The organism is Paenibacillus cymbidii, assembly GCF_004764705.1.
Classification (GTDB): domain Bacteria; phylum Bacillota; class Bacilli; order Paenibacillales; family NBRC-103111; genus Paenibacillus_AN; species Paenibacillus_AN cymbidii.
Window position 1 is genome coordinate 36197 of sequence record NZ_SHLX01000044.1, and the last position, 23728, is coordinate 59924.

The window sequence follows — 23728 nt, forward strand, 5'->3', positions numbered from 1 at the left end:
AAACCGTTTGCCGCAACGAGGGGACATTCTTTCTTCTTGGTGGGGGACATTTTTTGCTTCGCCGGGTGCCGATTCCGCGGTAGTTTATGACAAACGAACCTATGCTATACTATGTGTTACTTGAAGGCGAAGGTGGTTGTGCCGATGAACGTATGGATTGTGGACGACCAGCGGCTTTCCCGGGCCGGCATCGTCAAAATGATCGCGTGGGACCGGCTCGAGCTCACGCTCGCGGGAGAATGCGCGAACGGCCGGGAGGCGCTGGATCGGATCGGGAACGCGGAAGCGGATATTGTGATCACCGACGTGCGGATGCCGGTCATGAACGGTCTTGAAATGATCGAACAAGCGCGGGAACTGCGTCCCGACCTCGCTTTCGTCGTCATTAGCGGCTATGACGATTACCCGTATGTGCGCAAATCGATTCAGCTGACGGTAGCGGATTACTTGCTGAAGCCGGTGGACGCGGGAGAGCTCAATGCGCTGCTGGAGCGAATGGTGACCCGCCTGCGCGAGCAGAAACGGCAAACCGACGAGGACATGCGCAGGTGGCGGGAGCAATTTTTTCATTTCCTGCTGGAAGGTGTCTATGAATCCGATCCGGAGCAGCTGCACACGGCATTCGCGGATATCCGGTTCGCGGAGGAAACCGCCCGGTTCGTTCCGGCCGTATTCGAAAGCGAGCTCGACAGGGACGCCGTCTACGAGACGCTCCGCCCGCTTGCCGAAACGATGGCGGTATGCGCGTTCCGGACGCGCGGCGTTTATGTGCTGCTCGCTGCCGCAGCCGACTTGTCGGCGGACGAGTTGTCCCGCGAGCTCACCCGGTTGGCGGCGGCGAACGGGGCGCTGCGGCGAATCGGCGTCGGGCCGGAGGCGCCCGGCATCGCGCTTGTCCGCGATTCGCTCGGCAAGGCGTTCGATGCTTACGCGATCCTCTCCAGCCAATCGGCCGACAAGGCCGATCGACCGGCGGCGGCGACCTACGAGCGGCTGGCCGCGGAAGCCGCCACTTTCGTTCCGATCAGCGCTGCATGGGAACAGGAATGGGCGTTCCATCTGCGCCACGGGAACCGCGATGCGGCGCTGCGCAAGCTGGACGAGCTGCTGCGCATCGGAACGACCGCTCATCCGGACATTGCGGACAGCTCGTATCATTACGTCCTGCTGCGCGGCGCGCGGGAGCTGTTCGAATCCGGATTGATCCGCGAGCCCGATTACCTGGAGGCGTGCCGCATCGCCAAGTCGCTTCCTTCCATCGTTTCGCTGACCGACAAGCAAGCCGGAGTAGCCGATTTTTTTCGCAGCCGTCTGGCCGAGGACGAGCCTTCGCTGGAAACGCGGCAAGCCGTCGAGAAGGCCAAGGCATATATCGACGCCCACTTCTGCGAGACGATCAACTTGTCCGAGCTGGCGCATAGCAGCTTTATGAGCCCCGGCTATTTCAGCTCGCTTTTCCGCCAGCACACCGGCCGGAACTTCCTCGAATATGTCACGCATCTGCGCATGGAGCGGGCCAAAGCGCTGATCGCCGCCGACCCGGAGCAACGAATCGCCGATGTCGCCCAGCAATGCGGCTACCAGGATGTGAAATATTTCCGCAAGCTGTTCAAACGGCATATCGGCACCACGCCGCTCGGCTACAAGGGGGAGTTCAGCGGTGATCGCCAAGCTCGTCCATAGTGTCCGCAGCAGCATTCACAAGAAGCTGCTCGCCTCCTACTTCGTCGTAATCGCGCTGCCGCTGCTGCTGATCGGCAGCATTCTGTTTTTCTCGATGCTGAACGTCACGGAGCGGCAGACGCTTGACCAACGAGCGGTCGAAATGAAGCTCGTATCGCAGCAGTTGCAAGCGTATACGGATCAGTTGGAGCTTTATTCGCGGGTCATCTACACGAGCGAAGTGCAGCAATTGCTGAACGCCGGTCCTCCGAGCGATCCGATCGCCCGGACGCGCTGGAAGAGCGCCCTGTTCCAGCAATTCGAGGTCTGGTACGGCTACATGAATATTAAGGCGTCGATCCAGAACGTTACGATCGTGCGGCCCGACGGGACGACTGTTGTCAAGGAGCCGCTTTATGCCGCCAATCCCGCGTTCGCTGACGAGAGCTGGTACCGGGAAGCGATCCGGCGCAACGGCGAAGTCGTCATTGTCGGTCCGTTCGTCCGTTCGTTCGCAACCGTGCAAAGCGCCCGGACGCCGAATACATTTTCGCTGATCCGCAAAATCAATAATTCTATCGGAAGCGTCGAACTTGGCGGCATCGTCATCGACATCAACGTCATGGACTTCGCCCGGCTAATGGACAGCCTGAATTTGCGCAATGTAACGATCATCAATGCGGACAATCGGGTCGTCTATTCGGACCGTACGGGAGAAATCGGCCAGGAGCTGCCGGGAGCGGCAGACATCCGGAGCAGGCAGCCGGGTTGGGGCGACTTCGACGGGGAGCGCATGTTCGTCAATACGGCCGAGCTTCCGGCAACCGGCTGGCTCTTCATCAGTCTCGACCCGCTCAGCTCTCTGGCCGCCAATTCCGTTGCGTTCCGCAACATCACCGTCGGCGTCGGGCTGCTGGCGATGCTGCTCGCGCTGCTGCTGTCGACCTTCATCGCCGGCCGGATCACCAAGCCGCTTCGTACGCTGCAGCAGCGGATGAGGCAGGTTCAGCTGGGGCGGTTCGATTCGCAGCTCGACGTTACCCGCACGGACGAGGTAGGCCGGCTGACGCAAAGCTTCAACCAGATGACCGAACGGATCGAAACGCTTGTCAACGACGTCTACAAATCCGAAATCACCCGCAAGGACGCGCAGCTCAAAGCGCTTCATTCGCAGATCAACCCGCACTTTTTGTACAATACGCTCGACTCGATGAATGCGCTCGCCATGCTGGAAAATGTGCCGCTGCTCGCCCGCATGTCCAAGATGCTTGCCGACATGTTCCGGTACAGCATCTCGCAAGGCGAGCAAATCGTCCCGCTGCGCGAAGAGCTGAATCAGGTGAAGCGTTATTTCGAAATTCAACAAATTCGCTACGATCACAAATTCAAGCTGATGTTGTCCATACCGGACCGGTTGCTGGATTACGCGATTCCGAAGCTCAGCTTGCAGCCAGTTGTGGAAAATGCCGTGTATCACGGGCTCGAGCTGAGCCCTGAGGGAGGCTTCGTCGCCATCACCGTTTATGAAACGGCGGAAGGCGTCGTCATCGAGGTGTTCGACAACGGCGGGGGAATCAAAGACGAGGAGTTGGCCCGGATCCGCGAACGCATGCGGGAGCCGGTCGGATCCGCCGACCATCTCGGACTCGCCAACGTGCAGGAGCGGATGCAGCTTCATTACGGGGCGGCGTACGGCATCGACATCGAAAGCGTCTGCGGCAAAGGAACGAGCATCGTCTTCCGCCTGCCGCCGATGGCGGCAAACGGAAGCGAAGCTGCCGGTGGCAACGACGACGAAGGAAGCGGCGTGCCCGCCCCTCCCGCTACAGATGAATAACGGGAAAACCTGCCGCTATTTCACGCCAAAATGATGAATTTGCCAAAATAACAGGAAAACCTCCTGCTAATTTTCGCCTTTTTGCCGAAGTTCGGCTCAAGGCTGCGAAATAACAGGAGGATTTCCATCTATTTTTGATTTTTCACGAAAAAACGGAAAAATTACGGCAGGTTTTCCCGTTACGCCTGCTTCCGCAGCCGGAATACCGCCCGGTTCTCGCCGACGATCGTGCCGTTGCCATTGGCAAACTGCTTCGGACAAAGCGCGTACATGCGCTCGATCGTTTCCTGGCGGTCATAGCCGATTTGCTCGAGAATTGCGGCGACGATCATCGGCCACTTGTCCTCGGAGCCGTCCATGACCTTGAGCGCAAACGCCATCTTCTCCTTGCGCAGGCCGAAGCAGTACACCCCTTTGGCGCCGCCTTTGGCTACAATGTTGTCGTCCATCAGCAAGGAGGAACAAATCATGTTCGTCCCGGCGACCATCTCGTAATGCTCGTTCATGAGCCGGGTGATTCGTTCGACGGCCGACCGCGTCAGCGGATCGGCGATCAGCTCGGGACGGGCAAGCTTCAGGTACGCTTTGGCTAAATGGTCGAGCGGCAGCGCAAACACCGGCAGGCCGCAGCCGTCGATGCCGAGCCGAATTTGTTCGGCCGGGTACTCGGAAAGCGCCGCCAGCGCAGCAAGGATGTCTTTCTGCGCCGGGTGCCCCGGATCCTCGTATCCTTGCAGCGGATAACCTTCGCTCTTGCACAGCGCGAGCAAACCGGCGTGTTTGCCCGAACAATTGTGGTATTGGCGGCGCGGCGGCAAGCCTTGCGCGGCCAGCGCGTCTCTGGCTTTGGCATTCAGCGGGTAGGACGCGCAGCAGACCAAATCGTCTTCGGTCACGCCGATTTTGCGCATCATCGATTCAACCGCTTCGAAGTGGAACGGCTCTCCCCGGTGCGAGGCAGCCATGATGGCCATCTCCTTGGGCGTAAAACCGGCATTTTCCGGTGCGTTGCAGCGGAATGCGGGAATGGCCTGAAACGGTTTCGCAGCCGAACGCAAATAAGTCCAATGGCGGGGGTTGCCGAACTGGTACGCGATTTCTCCATCGTACGACACGCCGCATATATGCCCGACATACTCGCATTCGACCAATCCGCCCCGACGTTCCTCGATAAGCAGCTCGCTCATGTTGTGATCCTCTCCTCATTCGCAGGATGAATGCCTCGTTATGCTTGGTCAGGCTTGGCGGCCAACTCGCGACGAAACTGCGCGACGATACGAGCCGCTTCGCTCAGCTTTTCCGAGTCGATCGGCGCCAGTCCGTCGTGCCCGCGGCGGACTCCCGTTCCCATATGCACCTCGGCAACGCCGGTGTCGCGGATAAATCCCGCCAGCGTCTCGACGGTCAGCCCGCTTCCCGCAAGCAGTGTAATCCCCGCAGCCCGGCACAGGCTGTCGAGCCGCTTGATCGTCTCGCGCGCCTCCAGCGCGCTCGGCTTCCCGCCGGACGTCAGAATGCGGCTGATTTGCGGGTAGCGAGCGAGCGTCCTCAGCGCTTCCTCCTGATCCGCCGTCTCGTCGAACGCGCGATGGAACGTAACCGCCAGCCCATCGGCCGCTTCAAGCACCCGCCGCAGTCCCGCCTCGTCCACCAAACGGTTCGCTGTCAAAGCCCCCACCACGATGCCGGCGGCTCCGCATTGGCGAATGGCGCGAATATCGGCCAGCATCGTCTGCCAGTCGTCCTCGTCGTAGCAGAACGAGTTCGCATGGGGGCGCACCATAACATGCACCGGAATGGCCACGGCATCCAGAACACGCCCGATCAGACCGCTGCTTGGCGTGACGCCGCCTTCGCGAATGCCCGATATCAGCTCGATCCGATCCGCCCCGCACCGCTCGGCCAGCTTCGCGTCGGCGACGCTGGTCGCAATGACTTCCAGCTTCATCTTCGTCTCCTCGATTAAGTTGAATTTGCCGGCGCTCCCAGCGGGCAACCGGCCGTGCGTTCGACAGCATTCTACCATAAGCAAGGGAAGAAAGGAAATACCGGCGGCAGGCGCTCGTTTGTCGGCCGTTTGGGCGATTCCGGCCCAGACGCAACGCGGAACAACAAGGGAATGACAAATAGGCCATGTTTTATGCCTATTTGGTCTAAAATGGGCTGTCGCCTCAAAATAGCCAGTGATTTCATTGGCTATTCGTGCCAATCTGCTCGGATTGAGGCTGTTTGGCCGAAATAACCAGTGTTTTCACTGGTTATTTTCGATGAGCCGGGCGAAACAAGAGGAATAAGCCATTTTTCATTGCCTATTTCGCCCCAACTGATCAAATTGACGAAACTGGTTCGCGCACCGTCACTGTTGTGCCCCGGTCCGGCTTGCTGTCCACTTCCAACTTTACCGCATACTCGTGATTCGAACGTTTGTCGATATTCAGCGGAGGAATTCGCAGGCCAAATGCGGTTTCCTCAAACGGCTTATTTCGCCATCCCTTGTTGTTCCGTTTGATAACCTGTTGGCCTTGGCCGTTTTGCTTGTCAAATGTTACGACGGTTCAGCTTAACGTATTAAAGGACACCCGCTTGGGTGCCCTTGTAGTCAGAATCTTGACGAAATTCTTGCTTCTCCCGCTCATCCTGCCCGAACATTATTACTCGGCCGGCCATTCTCCGCCTTCAGGCCGCAGCGTATAAGCGTGATCCGTCGAAGCTTCTTCGATGTCGGCGTATGCCCAATAGGACGGGGCCACATCCGGCCAGCTCGGCTTCGCGCCCCCGTTAAGCGGGCCACGCTTCAGCATTCGATTCAGAATGGTTACCGCTTCGGCACGGGTGAGCTTGGCGTCCGGACGGAAAGTCAGGTCCGGGTAACCATCCAGGTAACCGGACAGAGCCGCGATCATACCGCTTGCCCAATGGGATGACGGGACGTCCGGGAATGTGCGGGAAGGAGCGCTGTCCGGCTTCACATACCGATAGACGACGGCGGCCATCTCCGCTCGCGTGATCGAAGCGTCCGCCCGGTACGATCCATCCGGGTAGCCGACAAGCAATCCCGCCTTCTCCGCACGGCCGATATTCGCGGCAGCCCAGTGCGAAGCCGCAACATCCGGGAACAACGCTTCGTCCGGATCCAAGTCTGCCGGTACAATGCCGCTGTTGACCAGCAGCGTTGCCAGCTCCGCCCTCGTCACGTTGCGCTCCGCTCCGAATGTGCCGTCCGGGTAGCCGTCGACATATTGGGCATGGGTCCCGACCTGCTGTTCGGCGCCGGTTAACGCAGCAATATGCAGAATCGTGAACGTACTGAACCTGTCGACGTCGAATTGCAAGCCAAGCTTGCCGTCCGCTCCGGCAACCGTCTTGCCGGCTACCACTTCTTTGTCTCCCTCGGTATGCTCGATAAAGATGCCCATATGCTTCAAATATGCCGCCCGTTCCTGCGAGTCTTGCGGCAACTCGACATCTCGCAAAGGTAGCGTCAGCGTAATTGCCCGGCTCGACAGGTTCGTTTCAATGATCATCGGACGGGCTACGACCTGGATGTCGTCATTGCCGGCAATCTTCCTGACGGCCTCTTCGGTCCGGGCGCGCTGCTCGATTTCCTGGCGAAGCGCAGCCTCTCTAATGGGAACAAGGCGGAAGTAGAACGCTTCGTCCCATCCGTCCAGCGAAGCAATCGGAACACGAATGACCGCGTTATCCGTATAAATTTCCAGGTCAATCCCGTTCTTCTGCAGCACCGCCAGCGCACTGCTCGACACATTCATGCGAACTTCGCCGACTTCGTCATTGGCGTCGGGGATGACGATTCTGGCTATTTGCTGCTTGGCCGCCGCGGCCCGATCGGCGACTTCGTTCGCCTTGGCTTCGTCGAACGTGACGAGGTCGGATATGGTTCCGTTGGCTTGCTTCGTTCGCTCGATTTCGACTTTGGCGGTGTCGGCCGGTTGCTCTCCGCCGATGACGACGTCCACGAAAACCGTTTCCTTGCCGTTGTTCGACGCGGGCGTATTGCTGCCGTTGTTGGTATTGGTCTTGCTATTATTGCTATTGTTATTATTGGTATTGTTGTTGCTGTTGTTATTGTCATCATCGTTGTGATTGTTGTTATTATTGTTATTGTCGTCCGGTGCCTGCTTTACCTGACCTGCCGTGAGGACGACATCCGACCAGTAGGCTACTTTTTTGTCGCCTTCCTCCTCGTACTCTGCCAGGACATAAATGTGCTGCCCCGGGGAGACGGTCAACTCGTCGCCCGGCTGAAGCGCCGTGTCATAGCCGAGATCGGATGAATCCTCGCCGACATAAGGCTGCCTCATGCTGCCCGCGGCGCCGATTCGATATTTCAGCGTCAGATCGCCATAGCGCCCGTCGTGCAGACGTTCGTCCGCTATCGACGCCTTCGTCGTGCCGATTTCGCTGCCGGGCAACCATGACAATCCGTCGACGGACGGTGCCGGATTGACCGTTTCGCCGTGCCGGTTGCTTCCCCAGCCAACCGAGGTACCGTCCGATTTCAGCGCGACAATATGGGACCTTCCCGCTGCGACAGCAATGACGCCGTCAAGCCCGGGCGGCGGTTGCAGTTGTTCGCCGTCTCCCCATACGACGAGATGCCCGTCTCGCTTAAGCGCAACGGAAAAGTTGTCATTCGCCTCGACGGCCACGCCGTCGGACAAGGCTTCCGGGACCGGCTCCAAGTAATAGCGGCCCCACGATCGGAACGTCCCGTCCTGCAGCAGCGCCACCGTAGGATTGATCCCCGATGCGATGGCCGTCGTTGCCGGCAGGTCATCAGGCACGGACGTCGCCCCCGTCGAGCCGGAGCCCCAACTGACGACAGCGTTATCCCACGTCAGCGCCGCCACATGATCGTCCCCACCCGAGATGGACTTGAACGGGGCATAGATGGTTTTCCATTCCGCCGGGATTTCTCTCCCCCAGTTGATAATCGTCCCGTCATTCATCAAGACGGCGGAGGTGCCGCCATCGAGTACGAGCCCGACGACATTGCCATCCGGGACTTCGGCGGGAACCGCGCAGCCGTCGCCCAAGGCCGCAACGAAACCGCCTTCCCGAATCGCATAGCCGCAGTCGTTGGACGCGTAAACCGCCTGCACGCCGGTCAGGCTGTACGGCACTTCAATCTTGTGTTCGCGAATTCGACCATATGCTTTGACCGTACCGTCATTTTGGAGCAACAACGTAAATCCGTCTCCCGCCGCGATTCGCGTATGGGGAATTGTTAATTGGACGGGCGCTGTCGTGTAGACAATATTCAGCTTGGGAACGTTCGCGCCGGACGAGGCAAATTGGAAAAAGCCGCCCAAATCGATGCTATTCATGAAGATGCGGCTGGACATTCGGATTTTTTTCGCCCGTAAGCTGTACAGGGCTGCTTCGTTCGTGCGGATCAGCAGCCGGTACGTACCGGCTCCGTAACCGTGCTTGTCTTTGGAGGCCAATTGGTTTTTCCAGCCGCCGGGCACTTGAACAAGACGGCCTCCGATTTCGCCGCCGGTTCGAAAATCTTCCGGCCCCAGCAGCTTCCCTTCATAAAACTCCCACTCCCCGCGCAACGAGAGGACTCCCTGCCTGGAAAAATCCCATTGCGTCGCGTCGAGCATTCCGCCGCTCGCCCTCACGGCGTATGCCCGGGGACTAAGCCACTGGAACACATTTACAATCGTAACGATAATGAACAAGCTGATCATTCCGAACAATATGGCAGTTTTCCTCACCGTGGCTTCACCATCTTTTCAAACGATACTTCCCCTATAGGCTGTTGCGGTTTTCGTTTTGGCCAATTCGATCGCCTCCGATCATACCGCTACTTTAATGTTTTGCACCACTCGATTTGATAGTCTTCAAAATAGGGGTATGGCGAACGTTCATAGTTATGCTTCCTAAAGAAATCGGCTTCCGTACCCAGTGTATAAGAAAAATCAGCCGGCAATTCGGAAAAGGCATTTGAAAGGAAATCCTCTTCTCTTTCAAAATTCTGATCGATTGTGAAATGGATTTCGTCCATATGTAATTTTTGGGCATATATTTCCAGCGCCTGTACGATCGCCTCTTTAATGATAGCTTCATTCTGGGTTACGTGATTCACGCATACATAAAAGCTTACTACTTGCAGCATCAATATATCGGCCGCTTCGACTACGCGTAAACTCAGCTCGATCTGGATCGGACTTAATTCATATCCATTTCTTACAGTGGCAGCTCGATAGCGACTATAGGGAAGAACATGACATGACGCCCCAACTTGAAAAAGCAATTTCCTTAAATACTCCCTGTTATCAGGACTAAAAACTTGATTTCGGCTATAAAGGCTTCTCGTTTTATTGGCTTCGGCTATTTCTTTATAATAGAGAACGGCCGGATCATCCTCGATAAGGTCTTTGATGCTGCAATTCAACATCTGGGCTAAAATCTGGAGACTTCTCAAACTGGTATTCCGGTAAGGTTGGTTTACCAACGATCGTAACGTATTGGAAGATAAATCGCAGGTTTTATCCAGTCCGTATAGCGTTAAACCGTTTTCCTTCATGATTTTTTTGATGTTATTTTTGAAATCCATTCCCGGCTCGCCGCCTCTACAATAATTTATTTCTAAGTATACTAGGGGAGGGCGGGTTGGAATAGCTCCATTATATTGGAGGGCTGGCAGATGCATTCGGGGCCAACGGATTGTAAAGAACCCGAAGCGGAAGCGATGGCTATTTCCGGCGAGGCAGGGCAAATCGGGCAAATAAGCCATGTTTCATTGGCTATTTTGGTTACCCGTTTTGGCGCACAGTCAAAAGAGCACCCCATAGGGTGCTCTCACGAATGATTGATGAGGCGATTTATCCGCTCTTGTCGGCGATTACTGATAAAGATTAGTTTATTAAACCCGCGGCTCTAAGAATCTGGATGATAATGGAAGCTGTTTCGCCTTTTGTGATATTGTCCAGCGGATGAAGATATCCGTTGTAGCCTTGGAACAAGCCGGACCCCACCGCAAACTTGGCCGATTCAACCGCCCATTCGCTCAGTTTGTCTGCATCTGCAAATGGATTCAAATCGCCGATGGCGCCATTGTAACTTGCAACCGTTGCCGCTCTTTGAATCAAAGCCATTGCTTCTTGACGGGTAATATTGGCATCGGGATCAAAAATTCCATCCCCCCTGCCCAACACGATTTCATACTCATAGGCTGCCGCTATAGCGCCGCTGTACCGGCTTGAAGCTGAAACGTCTCTGAATGGAGCACTACCGCTATTCGAGGGCAGTCCGAGCGCATTGACAACGTATGCCGCAAATTGCGCGCGTGTTATATTGCTGTCACCGTAAAATTTATTGTCTGTGCTGTCCACGATGATCCGGCGGCTTAACAATTCATTCGCATTCGCTTCATACCACTTGCCCGCGGTGTCGGTGAAGCTCTTATCGTTATAGATTAACGTGTAGACAGAGTTTGTACGGCTGTTGATGGAGGCGTACCATTTGCCGTCTTTTTCATAAACTCGGGTAGGAACATGGCGGGTCGTTCCATCGGGCTCGATTACGATTGCTGTCGTGATTTTCTCAGCCTGTTCCGAAGTGACCTCAATGGAGCGGTCTACGTATTTGCTGAAGTTATTCACTTCATAGCTTTCCCCTCCACTGCTTGCTGTAAGGGTAAACTGGATCGCTGGAACCACAATCTCTCCGCCAACTGACGCCACAGCGGTCGCAACTCTGGTTTCTGTACGGCTGTCAACAAGCGTATTAATAGTAATACTTATAGGTGCTGTGGCGGAATCGCTGCTGCCGAGCCGTGTCATAATGGCTTGGCTATCAACGGCCTCGGTCGGTATGTTATAGCTGATGTTGCCAACCTGAACCGTAAGGAGCATTCCCTTCTTGGAGATATCCTCTATATTTTTGACAACAAGCTGGACGGTAACTGTATTCTCTGTCGCGTTTACAGGAATAACCACGCTCGTCTTGGCGTTATCCAGCTGTTTTTGAAACTCGGTCTGGTTCATGGTTATAGTTGCTGCGTTATTGGTTACCGTTACGGTGCCGATGTTGACCTCCTTGCCATCCACAACGACAGGTACACCGATTGGTGCTGGTGTTGGTTTTGGTGTTGGAGTTAGGCTCGGCGTGCTGCCGTTAGTTCCATTCGAACCGTCGTCGGAAGGCGGAGATTGACTGACGACAAGATTTCCGTCCACATAGACGATCTCGTCGTAATAATTTCCACCTGGCGGTACGACCGCACCGCTTGCCGTGATGGGATACGTTCCCACAGCCGTCATATCGGGCATGCTGGAAAGTGTCGGAACAGTTGCCAACGTTTCACCGGCTGCAAGCCCTGTGACTGTGTACGTGTAGCTTGGAGCCGCATTTCCCGTTATGGCTGCTTTGTTGTCGGCTGTAATGGTAATGACCGCTTTTGCAATTGCATAGGTTCCGCTTGCTGTGCCGGTATAGTTGCCTGTGCCGGTTATGGTTGCGGCATAGGATTCTCCTGCATTTGTCTGCTGATGATTGGAGAGTGTGTAATCCGTATTCGCTGTCAGCGCAGCGCCATCCGTCACGGTAAATGCGGCGGATTGCAGTAAGCCGTTATAGGTCAGTGTGCCATTCTGCGTTACGGTCGCTCCGCTTATGTCCTTAGGGTCAATCGCAAATATTCCGCTTGTTGTACCGGTGTAGTTGCCTGTGCCGGTTATGGTTGCCGTATAAGAAGTCCCTGCGTCTGTCTGCTGATGATTGGCGAGCGTGTAATCCGCAGAAGCAGTCAATGTTGTGCCGCTGTCTTCCACGTTAAATGCGGCAGCTTGCTGTGAGCCGTTATACACCAGCGTTTCACTTTGCGTTACGTTCGCACCACTCAGGCTCTTGGGAGCGATTGTAAATGTCCCGTTTGCTGTACCCGTATAGTTGCCTGAGCTTGCGGCAGTCAGTGTGACGGTTGCCGTACCCGCGTTGGTGTTATTGCTGTAGCCTGAAATGGTCCAATCGCCTGCCGCGATTGTCGCGGTATCCGTTACTGTTACTGCGGAGGGCGTTTGAGCCGCCCCGGTATAGGTAAAGGTGCCGGTTACATCCACCGTGGCATTGCTAAGGTTACGCTTGTTCACGGTAAAGCTTGCGGTCGCAGCAGCCGCCTTATAGTCGTTATCCCCCGCCTTGGTCGCGGTAATCGTAACACTGCCCGCGCCTGTAATGGTAACCGCCGCATCGTTTGCACCAGGAGTAATCGAAGCAAAGTCACTGCCGCTTGTTACGGCATAGGTAACCTCGCCATCGCCGATACCGCCGCTAGTGCCAATTGTAAAACTTGCATCGCCGTAGGCAACCGTTCCTGGAACACCCGTTATATGAAGCGTCGGCTGAGCGGCTTTTCCAACTTCAAGCGTACCGTCGACGAAGCTTATCGCATAGTTGTTCGAAGTAAGCCCGCTCGGTGTGATCGGGTAAGTCCCGATAGGGTCGTCCTTCGCATAGGTAGAAGTGATGATGAGCGTACCGTCCAAGACGGCTTCACTTTCGCTATTAACAAAGCCGTCGTATGAGGCCGTATAGGTCGGCGGGGCATCCCAAATAGCGATGGTAAAGCCATCCGCTGTGACGGTCAATCCTTTTTTGGCAATCTCATAGGTTCCGCTTGTTGTGCCGGTGAAGTTGCCTGTGCCGGTTATCGTTGCGGTATAAGACGTCCCTGCATCTGTCTGCTGATTGTTGGCGAGCGTATAATCCGTACCCGCTGTCAGCGTGATACCGCCGTCCTTCACGTTAAATGCGGCCGTTTGCTGCAAGCCGTTATAAGTCAACGGGCTGCTTTGTGTTACGGTCGTGCTGTTTATGTTCTTGGAGCTAATGGTGAAGTTTTTCGTTACGGTGCCGGTATAGTTGCCTTTACCGGTGATGCTGACACTCCCGGCGTCCGTACCTGCGTTCTTATTCTCGCCGTAGGCCACCGTATAATCGGTACCCGATGTCAGAACCGAACTGCCATCGGTGACCGTAATAGCCGGTGTTATCTGACTTCCGGTGTAGGTTTGAGATGAGATGCTTCCAATCATGTCATCTGTTAAAGGTGTCTTCGGGTCGGAGACGATATGGACATATTGATAACTGTTGTTGCTGGTGCTGATGTCAGTTACGGTGCTTGGGCTTGTGCCGGCATAATTGCTGCTGCCCGTAATAGTCGCACCTGCGGCCGTAGGAGCATTGAGAAACGCCCGGGTCTTGCCCTTTGCGGTCACTGTTCCGTTGGTAATGGTGACGGTGCCGGAAACCCCGTACGAGGAAGTGCTTGTGTCGCCGATGGCGGTCAACGTGCCGCCGGACATGTTGAAAATCGAGGTGCACATACCGACCGAGCTGTTATTTGAGCCGGATGCCGTGCCGCCGGTAGCGGTCAACGTGCCGCCGAGCATGGCGAGGCTGTAGAGCTGAACGCCACAGGAGGCGTTGTTGGTTGCTGTGCCGCTGGTAGCAGCGAGCGTGCCGGTGCCCAAAGTGTCACCCGCGAGGGTCAGTACGTTCCCCTGAATACCAAAACTGCTGCTCATGGTACTAGTACTTGCAAGGCTGTTCGCACTGCCGTCTGTAAGCTTGATGGTCGTGTTGGGAGGCATGTTCAGCGCAACGTTGGCGGAGGTGCTGAACGTAAAGTTGCCGACTTCGCCGGTCGTCTTTTTGCCAAGCACGAGAGTATTATTGTTGTCAGCAGATGAGTAGTAGAGGTTGTCCGTATAAACGGTGCCGGATGTTGAATCTTTGTGCAGCTTGCCGTCAGCAGTGCTAAAATACAAGGTAAAAGTGTTTGACACAGCAAACGATGGCGTCGGAGCCATTGAACATACCAGTATCAACGCAAGCAGCAATGTCAATACTCGTTTGGGTATCTTGCTTGTGTAAGGATTCTTATTGGGCATCGTTGACTCACCTTCCTTTTTTGTTGGTAGAATCGCGTTGGGCTGGCTAGCTTACACTCTATAAATTTTAATTGAAAGAAACAATAGACATGTGACGAAACGGGAGTTAAGATGACGAAATCTTTGTAAGCAGCCAGGGTTCATGTTAAAATCGTATTGGCAAATGGGTAATAGTTGAATCGGGGGTTTTCGTTTTGGAAATTATCATCTGTGATGATTCGGAGGCGGACAGATCTGCCCTGTATCATTATATAGATAGGTTTTTTAAAGAACGCAGTTGCCCTGTGAAAATAACCGTTTATGAGAATGGCGAGAGTTTGGGGAAGCATTATGTGGAAGGAAATGTCCAAATCGCATTTTTGGATATTTATATGCCGGGAATAAGCGGCATTGACCTGGCAAAGAAGATGAGAGAAACAGACCATAATCTCGTAATTATTTTTACCACCTCAAGCGTAGACCATGGTATAGATGGATTTGCCGTAAGTGCGTCGGGATACCTTGTGAAACCGGTTGCATACCATCATGTGGAAAAGGTTCTATTGAAATGCGTAAAACTGTTTGCCGAATCGATGCGGTTTATTGAGGTTTTATCGAACAGACTGACAGTCAAGGTCTTGCTCAAGGATATTTTATTTGTCGAGGTCTACACCAATACCTGTCTGCTGCATACCCGAACCGGCGACGTGAAAACCTATTGTACGCTCGACGAAATTGAGAGGAAGCTGGGAGAACCAAACTTTTTGCGCTGTCACCGCACACATATTGTGAATATGCATTACATAGCCGATATGTCGGAAAATAGTTTCCTGCTCAAAAACGGTGTAGAGGTGCCCATTCGTAAAGCGGATAAGCTGAAAATCAAACAAATGTTTTCGGATTATATGTTTTCGCTGGCCAGACAGGCGGAGTTATAATGTGGAATACGATTGGGATCCTGTTCTATCTTCTTTTAAATCTTACCCCGGGTATCGTTTTGCGCTATTATCTTCACATGGATAATCTGAGAATAAAGAAACACACGTTGTTCGTGTTTTATATTCTTCTGTATTTGGTTTGCGGAGCCGGGTTTTTATTGCTTCAAAGTCAAGTTTCGATTGATTATCTGACCATAAAGTACTATGTGCTCGCTTGTTCCGTTGTATATCTAATATTTCCATTTTTATTTATTAAAGCCCACTTCTTTAAATCTCTGTTTGAATATTTTCTAATCGTTGTTTATGATGGCGTTATTTATCAATTTGCAGCGAATATTGAACTCCGATATTTTGGCGATGGGCTTCGGGAAGCCAAGTTTTGGACAAACAATGTGATCACGCTTGCATTATTTGCCGTGACCCTGCCCTTGATGTTGCGCTTCTACAATAAAACACTGAAACTGGCGCTGCAGTCCATCGATTTGGCCACTTGGCGCTTTATTTGGATTGTGCCTGCGTTATTCTACATTATGGGTCTTGTGGATTCTTATAAATTTTTGCTGGACGATATTGCAAGCATAGAATACTCGATTACCCTGCTTTTATTGGGCGGCAGTGCAATTATAACTTGTTATGTCCTTTTCGACACCATGAGACAGTCTGTTGCTGCCACCGCATTAAGAGAAAACGCCCGAATGGCCAAACAGCAGCTGGCTCTGCAAGCCGAACACTACGAAATATTGCAATCCCGCATAGAAGAGGCGAAAAGGGCAAGACATGATTTGCGGCACCATTTGTCCGTATTGCAATCTTACATAGACACAAGCGAACCCGAAAAATTGGCGGCCTATTTAAAGGAATATAAAAATTCATTGCCCATCGATACGGAATTCATATTTTGCGACAATTACGCTATAAATTCCATTGTGCATTATTACTTTAGCTTGGCAAAAAATGATGGCATACAAATGGATGTGAATTTGCAGCTGCCAGGAAAAAAAGACATCAGCGATTCGGACCTATGCATTATCTTTGGCAACTGTATCGAAAACGCAATCGAGGCTTGCAGAAGAATGACAACCGGACAGCGGTATATTCGCCTGAACGCTAAAGTGTACGAGAATATGCTTGTTATTACCGTTGATAACAGCTTTGACGGCATTGTTGCGAAAAATGGCGAAGCTTTTATTTCCCGTAAAAAAGACGGCGGGGGCATCGGCCTATCTTCCATTTCCTCTGTAGCGCAAAAATATGGCGGGGCGGCAAGATTCGAGGCAGTCGCCGAAGAGTTTCACTTATCGGTTATGCTGCGGATTTTGTTGACGTAGCGTCAATCTTATTGGAATGGAGCTCAGGAGGCGTGGATTGCTTCTTTCAGTTGCGTTCGCGGTGAACTAACCCCCACTGAGCCATCGCCTGCATCACAGGTATGAACGTCCTGCCATAGTCGCTTAATGAGTATTCGACCTTCGGCGGAACTTGTTGATAGACTGTTCTGATGATCAAGCTGTCTCTTTCCAGCTCCCGAAGCTGTTCCGTCAACATCTTGCGGGTAATTTGCGAAATCGAACGTTGGAGTTCGTTAAAACGTTGGGTGCCGCCAACTAATCGCCAAAGAATGATCGCTTTCCATTTCCCCCCAACCACCGACAGAGTGGCCTCCACCGGACAGCCACTCCTGTCCTCATCCAACATGCTATCATCCAAACCGTTCATGCACATCACATCCAATCTATTCGAATAAGGTTACCACTTGGATACTACGTTACGAAAAAGTGCGTACTTACAAACTCGATACTTTAGTAAGTATACTACATTCAACACAGGTTATTGCTCAAAAATCAAAAATCAATGGAGGTAAATACGATGTCAGAGTCTTTCATGCAAGCGATTCTTGTTTCTGAATATGGCGGTCCGGAGGTGTTGAAACTTAAAGAAGTCGTTCGCCCTAACCCATCGGCAGGAGAAGTGCTTGTCAAAATCCATTATGCATCGGTTATCCCTCTTGACTGGAAAATCCGCGACGGATCGATGCAGGCCGTATACCCGCAGACATTTCCCTACATTCCAGGGTTTTATGCATCCGGCATCGTTGAATCGGCAGGTCCGGGAGTGACTGAATTTACGGCAGGCGATCGCGTCTTCGGAATGGTAAAGGGAGCCTATGCGGAGTATGCCATTGCTTCCGGAATCGTAAACGGAGCCGACTCAGAGTATGCCATTGCGCCGATGAATGAACTGGTGAAAATGCCGGACGGCCTCTCTTTCGAGGATGCAGCCACGATCAGGGCCGGCGCCGAAACAGCGTGGAAAGTTTTGTTTACCGAAGGCGAGCTGGAAACCGGTCAAACCGTCCTCATTCATGCCGCTGCAGGCGGCGTGGGGCAATTCGCCGTTCAATTGGCCAAATGGAAGGGAGCTCATGTGATCGGCACCGCTTCAGCCTCTAACCTGGACTTCGTTACGTCTTTAGGTGCGGACCAAGTCATCGATTATACCACGACGGCTTTCGAAGACGTTGTCAAAAGAGTAGATCTGGTCATCGATTCCGTTGGAGGAGATACCGAGAATCGATCATGGTCAGTTCTGAAGCAGGGGGGAATTCTTGTCTCTTTGACGCACCCTCCATCCCAAGAAAATGCTCAAAACCATGGTGTTAAAGCTAAATTTAACACCAAGTTTCCAACTAAAGCGAATCTGCAGACAATAGCGCAGTTGATTGCCGACGGTACGATCAAAGCAGAGATCGATTCCATATTCCCGCTAGACCAAATCAACAAAGCGCATGAGAAAAGCAAAGAAAAACATGGCCGCGGCAGAATTTTATTGCGGGTCAACTCCTGAAAGCCATGCAAGCACAAAGACCCCTCTGCCGAGGGGTCTTTCATCATAGTGTTAGTATATTATCATTTTGGGGCATAACTAACCCTCACCTTTGATTAAGATATGATAAGGTTTTATCCCATTTGCAAATAGGCTATCGATCAGCTTGACCAAATCTTCGGACGATAAATCTTTGCCGTTGCGTATCCAAAGGCGAAACAAAGATAGTAATGTTGATATGTAAAACTCAATCAGATATGGCGCCAAGATATCATTTGTTGGAAGATTCACAATCAATCTCTCAAAGGGAATTTCTCTTTTCAGGCGTTCAACAAAATGAACAGAACCATAGTCACCCAAAAGGGCTTTAAAGACTGAAATTTCTTCTGTATTTTCCAAGCATTGAAGCGCATCTTGGAAAGTATGCGTAGAAAGCTCCCTGCTTGCCATTTCCTCGTTAATGGATTTCAAAACCTTCTCTTCAACGTAGTTCAGCAACTCATAAATATCTGTAAAGTATTGATAAAATGTACTGCGGTTATATCCTGACTTGTTGGCAATCTCTTGAATAGATATTTTTTCAATTGGCTTTTGGCTATATAAATCACAGAACACATTTATAAAGGTTTGCCTGGTTTTGTCCGTTATTTCAGGTTGCTTGTTTATGATTTGCCTCCATTTCCGGTTCAATAGATGATCCGACAGATATTGAAAATCTGATGGTTGATGACAGTATGGCGAATCCATACAATATTATTATACAACACGTTGTTTGATCATCAACAAGGATTATCAACTCTTTGGGGGAGGCTAACTTGAAAATTTTATTCTTCGGTAGAGGTTTAATATCGACCCAGTACGCGTGGGCTTTCGAACAGGCTGGGCATACAGTTGAGTTTTACGTTAGAAAGGGGAGGAAAGAAACCTTCGGAAACAGTATAGAGCTTGAAATGTGGGACGCACGAAAAGGGAAAAAGCTAATAAAAGAAAGCTGGAACGTCAACCTGCATGAGGAGATCCTTCCAAATTATGATCTCATTATTGTGAGCGTCAACACGGAACAACTTCCGGAAGCCGCACAATTCCTATCAACTGCTGCAGGAAATACCCCTGTCCTCATATTCAATAACATTTGGCAAGATCTGAAGTCGTCTATCGCACCATTGTCAATGAACCATGTTGTCTTTGGCTTCCCCGGAGCAGGAGGTGGCATCGCGGACAATAGGCTGAGAGGCGGCTTTTTGAAAATGATATTTCTTGAAAAGCCGCGGGCAGGCACTGAGCATATTAACCAATTGGTCAAGGAATGTTTTGAAAGTGCCCATTTTAAAATTAGCTGGGTAAAGGATATGCAAAACTGGCTATGGAATCACTTTGCCATGAATGCAGCGATGGAGACCGAGGTGATAAAACGGGGAAGCTTTTCAGCGCTCATGAACCATAGGGGCTCATTTGCAAATGTTGGATTGAACATGAGGGAAATGATCCCCGTACTGAAAGCAAGAGGTGCAAGGCTTGATGCCATTTCTCTCCTGCTGACTAAAATTCCACCGGCACTTCTCGGCACACTTTTTAACAAGGTCATTTTTGCAAAAGGCAGCTTGCCGCGACTTTTCATGGAATACAACAACAGCAAAGCAGGTTTTGCGGTACTTGAAGTTGTGAGAGAAGCAAAAAAGGCAGGCATACCTTTGCCGCGTCTTACGATGGCATTTGAAAATACTGAATATGCAAAAGAAATATAAACTATCTAATCCCTCGTGCTTTCGATTCGCCTTAGGTTCTCAGTGTCCCGGGCTGGAGATGAACCGAAGAAGCGAGAGTACTCTCGATTAAACTGTGAGGGACTTTGATAACCAACATAATAAGCGGCACTTGCTACTGGGTAGCCCTCAAATGCAATGAGGTTTCTAGCCTCCAAAAGCCTTAATTGCTTTTGGAATTGAATAGGACTTAAACCCGTTGCCCTTTTAAACTGACGGTGAAAGGTATTTATAGCCATACCAGATTTTGATGCCATCTCGCCAATGTCTATTGGCCTCATAAAATTATCGCGAAACCATTTTACGGACTGGGTAATACTGGATAATTTACTTTCCCGCAGACCAAATTGCCTCAAATACCATCCTTGTGGTCCCATCAGAACGCGATAAAGAATTTCGCGCTCATAAGCTGGTGCAAGAGCCGGAATATCTCTTGATGTTTTCGATAATCGCAATAAGCGCAGCCATGCCTCCATAAATTCAATGTCCATTTCACAGGCTGCGAAATGCTCGGAAGCAGTCGGCAATAGATTTTCAGGAAGATCTCTTAATAAGCTCTGAAGAATATTCTGATTCAACTTGAGACCAAGGGACATGTATGGACGGCCATAACGGTCCGGATGTACACTCGCTGTTGCAGGAACATGCACCGGTAACACGTAATAGGATGGCCCTTCCAGGTCAGTGCTACGCTCCCCGATTGAAAGAATCTTTGTTCCTTGAACCGTAAAACCAATCATCGGCTCGTAAAGCGCTGCGAGTTGATGAGCGGGGATGTCTCCCTTAATCATACTTAGCCCCGGTACTCCGGTTTCAATCTGTCGAGTGCCTGCGCCTTTCATCAGATCAATCATTTCATCGAGGACGTTATTCATGCACTTAGTTTATCACACGACTTTTTATCCCTCAACACAGCTTTGAAGTACTTCGGCATTTTTAGGCTCTTCATATGACAAATATAAAGGATAATCCGGTCACTAGAAAAGTAACGTGGTGTTTTTAGGCAATCAGAAGGCATTTTTAGATCTATTTTATTGCAACAGATGCGACTAAAATTGAAGCCAGATCGAACGCAAAATAAGGAGGATCTTATGAAAATTGCGATTGTAACAGGTGGAAGTAACGGCATTGGAAAAGCGACGGCGCTTGAGCTTGGCAAGCGCGGAATTAACGTCATTCTCACTTACAATTCCTATAAGGACCGTGCAGAAGCTGTCGTTAAGGAAATTGAGAAGAATAAAGGCGTTCGGGCATTCGCACTGAAGCTGGATCTGACTCGAATATCAACATTCGATGGCTTTGTACTAGACGTGAAAAAGAGCCTCCAAGACATTTGGAACAGAACGACTTTTGATTACTTGGTTAATAATGGCGGTGTCGGTGGGCCAATGATGTTCACTGAGATGAGCGAAGAATACTTCGACAAGATTCTTAATACGAACTACAAAGGACCGATTTTTTTAACCCAACAAATTGTCGGATTCATGGAGGATGCTGGAGCTATTGTAAATACCACGAGCTCATCCAAAAACCAATCCTTTCCGGGCTACTCCGTCTACGGCTCGTTAAAAGCAGCATTCTCAACTTGGACTCGCTACATTGCCAAAGAACTTGCACCTCGCCAAATTCGGGTCAACGCAGTTTCGCCCGGTCCTACGCACAGCAATTTTGGCGACGGAGTATTCGATAAACATCCTGAATTCATCAAGCCGCTGGCTGAGCAATCTGTATTTGGAAGAATTGGCCAACCCGAAGATATGGCGAAGGTCATTGTGAGCTTATTGTCCGATGATTTCGGATGGGTTACAGCCCAGGACATTGAAGTGTCTGGCGGACATTTGCTTTAAGAAAGCTATGTTCCCCATATAAAAAAGTAATTATATACACCTTATGTGCGATTAGGAAGAACATGGAATGCGCAGACTGCTGTTTAGCCCGGATAAATAGGGGTGTCCCATCGTCATTATCATGACTTGTGGGATACCCCCTTTCTCCGAAATCTGATTCCCCAATTTTAGTTGTGGATATTTTCCATTCACTAAGAGTGGATTGAGTAATTGCTTCTCCTGCGATTCCTGTGAAAAAGGAATCGGGAGCATGTTTTGACTCTTCATAATGAGTATAGCCCCTTTCTTGTATAACCGGTTCGGACGAAATATCGGGAATTGAACACGATCAATCGTTGAACCTCGGATATATACGCCTACGTTCATCGGTCTTCTCCCGCTTCCGGGGATAGGGAGTGCAGCCGCATTAAAGAAGACCAGAGCGACGGCTCTGATCCCCTTGGAAATGATGCTGCGAATACATGCTTAATCTTTCTCAAATGAAGCTCTCTTGTTCAGTGCAACTTTTTGTTTAACGCTTCAATTTCTGTTTGGGACAAACCTGTTACTTCGGCAATTAGAGCAGAGGATAGCCCTTTTTGAAGCATACTAATCGCAATCTCCTGATCTCGTTCTGCTTTACCTTCCAGCTTTCCCTCTTCCCGTCCCCGTGTTTCTGCATAGTCCAGCGCGGACTGTTCATCCAAGAGCGCCTTTTTTCGCATCTCGTAGAGCATACGTGCCTCTTTGTTCTGACTCAAAAATTCCAGCGTGGTCATCGCTTTTTTTAACCCCGGGGTATCCATCGCCATTTCCTCCCATCTATTTTTAGGTGCGCCGCTAATGAACATCAACCAGTTCACCAGCCGATCATCCATCCTTGCAGACTTCAAGCTTAGCTTCGGCAATTCCATAAAGTGAATCTCCAGATCATCCAGCAACAGCTCGCCGGTATGATCTTCCCGCAGATGATACGTATTATGAAATCGATCGTTTGGAATTTGATTAAAGGTCAATATATTGATCGAGATAACCTTCTTTAAACTCTTATAAAACTGACCCTCCACGAGCTGCTCCTCGTACATTTTCGCCGAATAATACAGGCTTCGCTTGGGCATGTCGAATTTATTGGTCACCCGGATTTCCAGATTCACATGTTTGCCGTCTTCATTTAACGCACGGACATCCAAGATAGCTTGCTTGTCGGTCAGCGCATCTTTGTCCAGCTGCGGATTGAGCAGCGTCAGACTGACGAATGGCTTCGGCTCGGTTTCCCGCAGCGCTTCGTTCAGGAAGTTAAGCAAAACCTCGTCTTTATTTTCTTCGCTGCCGAAGATTTGTTTAAACACAAAATCGACGGTCGGTTCCAGCAACTCGCTCATGGTCTTAACTCCAACGGCTCACGAGAGGCCAACGATTTTTCTATTCCCATTATACCACAGAGAGGGCCGTACGTAGACAGACGAGATACTCAATCACCAATTTCCGCCTTTGTCGCGGCCTGTGTGCCACATTGAGGCATTGGCTGGGGAGCAGGGGAGGGATTTCCAATCTGCGACTGTAATCGGATACATCCCGCCTTTTTACGCCCCAGCACCGTTCTCATTATCGAAGAATTTTCCCGAACACATCGGGCCAGGGCTGCTTGCCGAGAAAAACATGCTCGATCTGATGCAAGGGCGGCAGTCTCGGCATTTGTTTGAAGGATGCGCGTTCATCCGGTTCATCCAACCACAAGCACTCTTGCCCTTGTGCTTGCCATTCCTTCTCGTCTATGCACCATACCGCCGGGCAAGCTCGTCCCAGAAGCGGGCCCTGCTTTAAGGATCGCCACAATTGCAGCAATCTTGTCTACGGTAGAATAAAAATACCCAAAATGATCAAAGTGATTTCCCCAAAATAATCGTGCAAAATTCCCCACTTTAATCGTGGGAAAAATGGACCGAATCTAGCGCCTGAGCTACCCTAATCGTAG

The 23728-nt window shown here is 51.3% G+C and carries 16 protein-coding genes; 7 read left to right on the plus strand and 9 right to left on the minus strand.

From position 1 onward, the window contains the following. Window positions 1-144: 144 nt before the first annotated feature. Window positions 145-1683, plus strand: coding sequence for a response regulator (locus tag EXY20_RS35375; protein WP_167859750.1), 1539 nt, complete (start codon window positions 145-147; stop codon window positions 1681-1683). Then, window positions 1661-3499 (plus strand): sensor histidine kinase, encoded by a 1839-nt coding sequence (locus EXY20_RS35380; RefSeq protein WP_135557149.1) that lies wholly within the window; start codon window positions 1661-1663, stop codon window positions 3497-3499. Before EXY20_RS35375 ends, EXY20_RS35380 begins: the two co-directional genes overlap by 23 nt. Window positions 3500-3678: 179 nt before the next feature. Here the strand turns inward: EXY20_RS35380 and EXY20_RS35385 are convergent, their stop codons facing one another. The 5 genes from EXY20_RS35385 to EXY20_RS35405 form a co-directional block, all read right to left on the minus strand. Next, window positions 3679-4686, minus strand: a complete 1008-nt coding sequence (locus EXY20_RS35385) for an asparaginase (RefSeq protein WP_207671391.1) — start codon at window positions 4684-4686, stop codon at window positions 3679-3681. 38 nt (window positions 4687-4724) lie between these two features. Further along, window positions 4725-5447, minus strand: a complete 723-nt coding sequence (locus EXY20_RS35390; RefSeq protein WP_135557150.1) for a copper homeostasis protein CutC — start codon at window positions 5445-5447, stop codon at window positions 4725-4727. 703 nt (window positions 5448-6150) lie between these two features. After that, window positions 6151-9216, minus strand: coding sequence for an S-layer homology domain-containing protein (locus EXY20_RS35395; RefSeq protein ID WP_235886354.1), 3066 nt, complete (start codon window positions 9214-9216; stop codon window positions 6151-6153). 116 nt (window positions 9217-9332) lie between these two features. Beyond that, the gene (locus tag EXY20_RS35400; protein ID WP_167859751.1) at window positions 9333-10085 is read right to left on the minus strand and encodes a helix-turn-helix domain-containing protein; all 753 of its coding nucleotides are present in this window, start codon (window positions 10083-10085) and stop codon (window positions 9333-9335) included. 301 nt (window positions 10086-10386) lie between these two features. Next, a complete protein-coding gene (locus tag EXY20_RS35405; RefSeq protein WP_135557153.1) occupies window positions 10387-14424 on the minus strand; it encodes an MBG domain-containing protein in 4038 nt (1345 codons plus the stop codon). 194 nt (window positions 14425-14618) lie between these two features. On the opposite strand from EXY20_RS35405, the gene EXY20_RS35410 reads away from it, so the two are divergent. Together EXY20_RS35410 and EXY20_RS35415 are read left to right on the plus strand one after the other, a co-directional pair. After that, the gene (locus EXY20_RS35410; protein ID WP_135557154.1) at window positions 14619-15341 is read left to right on the plus strand and encodes a LytR/AlgR family response regulator transcription factor; all 723 of its coding nucleotides are present in this window, start codon (window positions 14619-14621) and stop codon (window positions 15339-15341) included. After that, a complete protein-coding gene (locus EXY20_RS35415) occupies window positions 15341-16669 on the plus strand; it encodes a sensor histidine kinase (protein WP_135557155.1) in 1329 nt (442 codons plus the stop codon). Before EXY20_RS35410 ends, EXY20_RS35415 begins: the two co-directional genes overlap by 1 nt. Before the next feature lie 46 nt (window positions 16670-16715). On the opposite strand, the gene EXY20_RS35420 is transcribed toward EXY20_RS35415, so the two are convergent. After that, window positions 16716-17057, minus strand: a complete 342-nt coding sequence (locus EXY20_RS35420; RefSeq protein ID WP_167859752.1) for a winged helix-turn-helix transcriptional regulator — start codon at window positions 17055-17057, stop codon at window positions 16716-16718. Window positions 17058-17207: 150 nt separating this feature from the next. Between EXY20_RS35420 and EXY20_RS35425 the strand changes: the two genes are divergently transcribed. Then, complete coding sequence (locus tag EXY20_RS35425; protein WP_135557156.1) at window positions 17208-18185, plus strand: NADP-dependent oxidoreductase; 978 nt, start codon at window positions 17208-17210, stop codon at window positions 18183-18185. Between the two features lie 78 nt (window positions 18186-18263). Here EXY20_RS35425 and EXY20_RS35430 read toward each other — a convergent pair whose 3' ends face one another. Then, a complete protein-coding gene (locus tag EXY20_RS35430; protein WP_135557163.1) occupies window positions 18264-18830 on the minus strand; it encodes a TetR/AcrR family transcriptional regulator in 567 nt (188 codons plus the stop codon). A gap of 149 nt (window positions 18831-18979) precedes the next feature. Here EXY20_RS35430 and EXY20_RS35435 point away from each other — a divergent pair, with 149 nt between their 5' ends. Next, on the plus strand, window positions 18980-19909 hold the full coding sequence (locus tag EXY20_RS35435; protein WP_135557157.1) for a ketopantoate reductase family protein: 930 nt from the start codon (window positions 18980-18982) through the stop codon (window positions 19907-19909). A 5-nt stretch (window positions 19910-19914) separates the two neighbouring features. Here EXY20_RS35435 and EXY20_RS35440 read toward each other — a convergent pair whose 3' ends face one another. After that, on the minus strand, window positions 19915-20802 hold the full coding sequence (locus EXY20_RS35440) for an AraC family transcriptional regulator (RefSeq protein WP_135557158.1): 888 nt from the start codon (window positions 20800-20802) through the stop codon (window positions 19915-19917). Window positions 20803-21018: 216 nt separating this feature from the next. On the opposite strand from EXY20_RS35440, the gene EXY20_RS35445 reads away from it, so the two are divergent. Beyond that, window positions 21019-21774, plus strand: coding sequence for an SDR family NAD(P)-dependent oxidoreductase (locus EXY20_RS35445; protein ID WP_135557159.1), 756 nt, complete (start codon window positions 21019-21021; stop codon window positions 21772-21774). Between the two features lie 494 nt (window positions 21775-22268). Here the strand turns inward: EXY20_RS35445 and EXY20_RS35450 are convergent, their stop codons facing one another. Then, the gene (locus EXY20_RS35450) at window positions 22269-23135 is read right to left on the minus strand and encodes an Rpn family recombination-promoting nuclease/putative transposase (protein WP_135557160.1); all 867 of its coding nucleotides are present in this window, start codon (window positions 23133-23135) and stop codon (window positions 22269-22271) included. Window positions 23136-23728: the final 593 nt, after the last annotated feature.

Bases quoted from the DNA above. Each gene is read 5' to 3' on its own strand.
- EXY20_RS35375 (WP_167859750.1), top strand. From the start codon at position 145: ATGAACGTATGGATTGTGGACGACCAGCGGCTTTCCCGGGCCGGCATC.
- EXY20_RS35385 (WP_207671391.1), bottom strand. From the start codon at position 4,686: ATGAGCGAGCTGCTTATCGAGGAACGTCGGGGCGGATTGGTCGAATGC.
- EXY20_RS35390 (WP_135557150.1), bottom strand. From the start codon at position 5,447: ATGAAGCTGGAAGTCATTGCGACCAGCGTCGCCGACGCGAAGCTGGCC.
- EXY20_RS35395 (WP_235886354.1), bottom strand. From the start codon at position 9,216: ATGATCAGCTTGTTCATTATCGTTACGATTGTAAATGTGTTCCAGTGG.
- EXY20_RS35400 (WP_167859751.1), bottom strand. From the start codon at position 10,085: ATGGATTTCAAAAATAACATCAAAAAAATCATGAAGGAAAACGGTTTA.
- EXY20_RS35405 (WP_135557153.1), bottom strand. From the start codon at position 14,424: ATGCCCAATAAGAATCCTTACACAAGCAAGATACCCAAACGAGTATTG.
- EXY20_RS35415 (WP_135557155.1), top strand. From the start codon at position 15,341: ATGTGGAATACGATTGGGATCCTGTTCTATCTTCTTTTAAATCTTACC.
- EXY20_RS35420 (WP_167859752.1), bottom strand. From the start codon at position 17,057: ATGAACGGTTTGGATGATAGCATGTTGGATGAGGACAGGAGTGGCTGT.
- EXY20_RS35425 (WP_135557156.1), top strand. From the start codon at position 17,208: ATGTCAGAGTCTTTCATGCAAGCGATTCTTGTTTCTGAATATGGCGGT.
- EXY20_RS35440 (WP_135557158.1), bottom strand. From the start codon at position 20,802: ATGAATAACGTCCTCGATGAAATGATTGATCTGATGAAAGGCGCAGGC.
- EXY20_RS35445 (WP_135557159.1), top strand. From the start codon at position 21,019: ATGAAAATTGCGATTGTAACAGGTGGAAGTAACGGCATTGGAAAAGCG.
- EXY20_RS35450 (WP_135557160.1), bottom strand. From the start codon at position 23,135: ATGAGCGAGTTGCTGGAACCGACCGTCGATTTTGTGTTTAAACAAATC.